The following is a 4025-nucleotide window of genomic DNA, read 5'->3' as shown; positions in this document are numbered from 1 at the left end:
CCAATCCACCCTTCATTACCACTGGGACAAGCTCGGCCAGCTGGTGCGCCTGCGCAACGAGAACAACAGCGAGGCCCGCTTCAAGTACGACCCCGTGGGTCGCTTGGTCATGGAGACCGGTTTCGACGAAAAGATCACCGACTACTTCTACGACAACAGCAGTGAGCAGCCGACACGCCGCCTCGATGGCGACCGCATTACCCACTTCCAATACGATCCCATGGGTCGCCTGGTCGAGAGCAACGCAGGCGAGCGCGGCGGCAAGGTGTGGGAAACGGAAACGTTCGCCTATGACGGCAATGGCCGTTTGCTACTTGCCGAGAACCAAGCCTGCAAGCTGCAATGGTTCTACGATGCAGCGGGCAACAACACCCGTGAACACCAGCACTTCAAGTACATGCAGCAGCCGAAGGTCGCGGTGTTCACTCACGAATACGACGCGCTTAACCTGCGCACCGCCACCACCCGGCCTGACGGCCACCGGGTCAGCTGGCTGACCTATGGTAGCGGGCATCTGCTGGGCTTGAAGTTCGACGACCGCGAACTGCTCAACTACCAGCGCGACGACCTGCATCGAGAAATTGGTCGCGAGCAAGGCAACGGCCTTATTCAACGCCAGACCTGGACCCCGAACGGCCAGTTGTTCGAACAAACCTTGTCACACCGTGGCGCCACCAAGCGCATCGCGATACGCAGCTACCGATACGACGAGGCCGGTCAGCTCGGTCACATCAATGACCTCAACCGCGGCGATCTACGTTACCGCTACGATCCTGTGGGTCGGCTGCTCGAAGCCAGGCTCAACTACGAAAAGGAGATGTTCGCCTTCGACCCGGCGAGTAACTTGCTCGACCCACAGGCCCCGCCCGGTCCGAATCCGCACTCACCCCGTAAGATCAACGACAACGTGCTGCGCAGCTACTGCGGTACTCAGTACCGCTACGACGAGCGCGGCAACTTGCTGGAGCGAATCGAGGAGGGCAAGAGCGGTCACTTTGTGTGGGACCTCTACAACCGACTGCGACGCTATGAAGATGACCGGTTGATTGTCGATTTCGCGTACGACGCACTCGGCCGTCGCCTCTACAAGAATTCGCGCTCGAAGTACCGTGACCGCCCACAGGCGGGGCCGATGTGGAACGAAAATACACGGCGGCAGCGGGATGAGGAACTGGGCTGCGGGTTCACTTGGTTCACCTGGGAAGGTGACACACTCGCGACGGAGTGCCGTGACCGGGAGGAACGCGGCGGCAGCACGACCCACTATGTGTTTGAGCCAGGGACATTCGTGCCCGTGGCGCAGGCGTTGATCGGCTCGACCCTAGACTTGCTGTCGCAACCCACCTACGGCGATCACTACAACATTGCTCGGGATCCACTGTGGCAGCATAAGCCGATTCCAACGCCTGTAGATAAATTTGCCTGGTATCAGTGCGATCAGCTTGGAACGCCAATGGAGGTGACGGATGAAAATGGATCTATTGCCTGGAGCGGCATCTACAAAGCTTGGGGACTGGCGCACGAAAAGCGGAGCGAGATTGCCCCACGGGCAGAGATAGGAAATCCGCTACGCTTTCAGGGGCAGTATTTTGATGTTGAGACGCGGCTGCACTACAACCGATACCGGTACTATGATCCGCAAGTCGGCCGATTTATCGGGGTGGATCCGATCGGCGCGGTTGGGGGAATAAATTTCTATAGCTATGTAACTAACCCGACAGGCTGGATTGACCCTTATGGTTTAGCCAAAAACTCATTACCAACCAAAACAGCTGTGCATCGTATCGGTGGAAATTCAATAGAAAATCTACAGCTAAAAGATGCCGAGAAAAATTTACTACCACCGGGAATATCCGTACTGCATAGTTGTTGCCCCTGCGAAGCTTCAAAACAAATGCGAGAAGGTTTCCCAAATGCCAGCGGCCTACAGCGTGCGGCGGGTACAATTGCCTCCGGAACTACTGAAGCTATTAGAGAGGCTGGGTTTGACGTGATGAGTGATCCGACTCGAAAATTCCCTAACCATGCACGTATAATTCATCCTGATGGAATGAATGGTTTCATCGACGGGAATCTCGAAAAGCTAGCGAGCGCATTAGGAAAAACTACGAAATGTCCATAACACAGCAGAATATGATTAAAATTATGGATGCCCAAAACGAGTGCATTGGAAGTGTAGAGATCCCTGTGGTGACCGGAAATATAATTTCAGGCACATTTCGCCAAACTCAGTACTATAAAAAATACGAAAAGATTTTTACCGAATTAGAACGGGCCGCAAATGAATTATTAATCATACAGGCAGATCAATTAGAGCAGCAAATACATAAGCTCGGATTCTATGCGATATCATCGAACAACAGGAAAATTAGCATTGAAAATCTGCAAATAATGCAGGGCAAAATTGTATTCACCGTTACTCACCCAGAGGGTGTCGAAAGCTTTTAATGCGTCAGCACTCTCTTGCTGTGACAATCGAACACACTAGCCTGGGTGCAGCGATGAGCCTAAAATACGCACTACTCAATTCAATGCTGTTCAACCAATATTGCAACGTGACGAAAAAAGGGCCAATGATATGAAAGATATTGTAAGACTTGGCGATTCAACCAACCATGGCGGCGTCGTGGTCGATTCGATCCCACACACTAATCTAAGCGGCCGCCCCATGGCTGGTAAAGGCAATATGGTGTCATGTCCACTTTGCAAAGGTGTTTTCCCGATTACTGAAGGTAGTGATACCTACCGAGTCAACGGCATCGCCGTGGCCCTTGATGGCATGAAAACAGCTTGCGGTGCCAGTTTGATCGCCAGCGCCTCCCACGGCAGCGTGAGTCGCTGACTAGATGAGCATGACAGCCAATCCGCACAACACGCATCGCTCAATCATGCCTATTGTCGCCCTTTTTAAACGCCAGCTGCAGATCATCAATACCGCCGACGCAAACCCGCCCGTTCTGGCGTGCCCGGACGGGTCGGCTGCCGGTGATGTGACCAGGAGGTTTAATCTTGAAAAGTGTGCCCGAGCAAGACTATAAAAGAAGTCATACAGATACACGCAGATCTCAGCCTCAGAGCGAGCTGTTCCCACAGGTCGATGAGCTAGGATTTGAAACCCGTTCCATCACCAACAACCCAATCCTCGATATCGCATCTCCCCTGCTGGGCCTCGTCGTTCGCCTTGAGGGCACCGAACGCTATGAGCACGTCGAACAGCTGTTCGCGTACGTGAAGAACCAGATCCACGTCATGGTCGAAGAGGTGCGCCAACTGAAACACTGCGATGAAGGTGACCGCGTGGTGTTTTCCTACTGTCTCTGCTGCCTGGTCGATGAGGCCGTGATGGCTACACCCTGGGGACGCGACTCCCCGTGGAAAGCTCAATCGTTGCTCAGTGCCATCCATGAAGAGACCTGGGGCGGCGAAAAATTCTTCAGCGTGCTCGAACGCCTGCTCGAAGCTCCCGAAAAACGCTATGACCTGTTCGTCTTCCTGTTCTGGTGCCTGGCCCTCGGTTATCGGGGCAAGTACGCCAACCAAACCCATGGCGACAGGGACCTGGACGTCTGGATCAACCGTATCCATGACCGGATCGTCGAGCTGCGCGGCCCTGCTCCTGAATCGCAGCGTCTTACCGATCCACTGAGTAATGTCGTGCCCAGACACTATCGCATGAATCGTCAATTACCCTGGTGGACACCTTGGGCTGTGATGGGCGTTTTCTCCGTCGCCAGCTATTTGTACTTCGCCACAAAGCTCAATGGTATTACCACGCAAGTTCTGGACTCGCTGCAAGCAATGCTGCAGCCATAAACTCAGCATCGCTTAACTGACTTGACTCAACAGTCACTGCGCCTATAAGCGCAGCCAGTAACGCTGTGCCTACAAAAAATGTAACGGCTGTATTTGGTGAAACTTCCTACAGCTTTATAGGAAGTCATCACGGCGACTTGGAACGGATTCCTCGCTAGTGTCTTGCCTGCATTTAACCCGCGCATTCTACAACATGCCCGGTCCCCTGAACC

The 4025-nt window shown here is 53.7% G+C and carries 4 protein-coding genes; all 4 read left to right on the top strand.

Annotation, left to right across the window (positions count from 1 at the left end; genetic code table 11):
• Nucleotides 1-2122, top strand: a 2122-nt coding sequence (locus ACIQUF_RS25475; RefSeq protein WP_403136502.1) for an RHS repeat-associated core domain-containing protein, incomplete at its 5' end; no start/stop codon positions are given.
• Nucleotides 2113-2448 carry a hypothetical protein gene (locus tag ACIQUF_RS25470; RefSeq protein WP_403136500.1) on the top strand — a complete coding sequence of 112 codons (336 nt, stop codon included), beginning with the start codon at nucleotides 2113-2115 and terminating at the stop codon, nucleotides 2446-2448. The genes ACIQUF_RS25475 and ACIQUF_RS25470, both read left to right, overlap by 10 nt.
• Before the next feature lie 130 nt (nucleotides 2449-2578).
• Nucleotides 2579-2842, top strand: coding sequence for a PAAR domain-containing protein (locus ACIQUF_RS25465; protein WP_403136498.1), 264 nt, complete (start codon nucleotides 2579-2581; stop codon nucleotides 2840-2842).
• Between the two features lie 176 nt (nucleotides 2843-3018).
• Nucleotides 3019-3813 carry a type IVB secretion system protein IcmH/DotU gene (gene icmH, locus ACIQUF_RS25460; RefSeq protein WP_403136503.1) on the top strand — a complete coding sequence of 265 codons (795 nt, stop codon included), beginning with the start codon at nucleotides 3019-3021 and terminating at the stop codon, nucleotides 3811-3813.
• Nucleotides 3814-4025: the final 212 nt, after the last annotated feature.

The organism is Pseudomonas sp. NPDC090233, assembly GCF_044772285.1.
Classification (GTDB): Bacteria; Pseudomonadota; Gammaproteobacteria; order Pseudomonadales; family Pseudomonadaceae; genus Aquipseudomonas.
Note: the sequence above shows the minus strand (reverse complement) of the source record. Positions and strands in the feature narration are given on the sequence as shown.

Bases quoted from the DNA above. Each gene is read 5' to 3' on its own strand.
- ACIQUF_RS25465 (WP_403136498.1), top strand. From the start codon at position 2,579: ATGAAAGATATTGTAAGACTTGGCGATTCAACCAACCATGGCGGCGTC.
- ACIQUF_RS25470 (WP_403136500.1), top strand. From the start codon at position 2,113: ATGTCCATAACACAGCAGAATATGATTAAAATTATGGATGCCCAAAAC.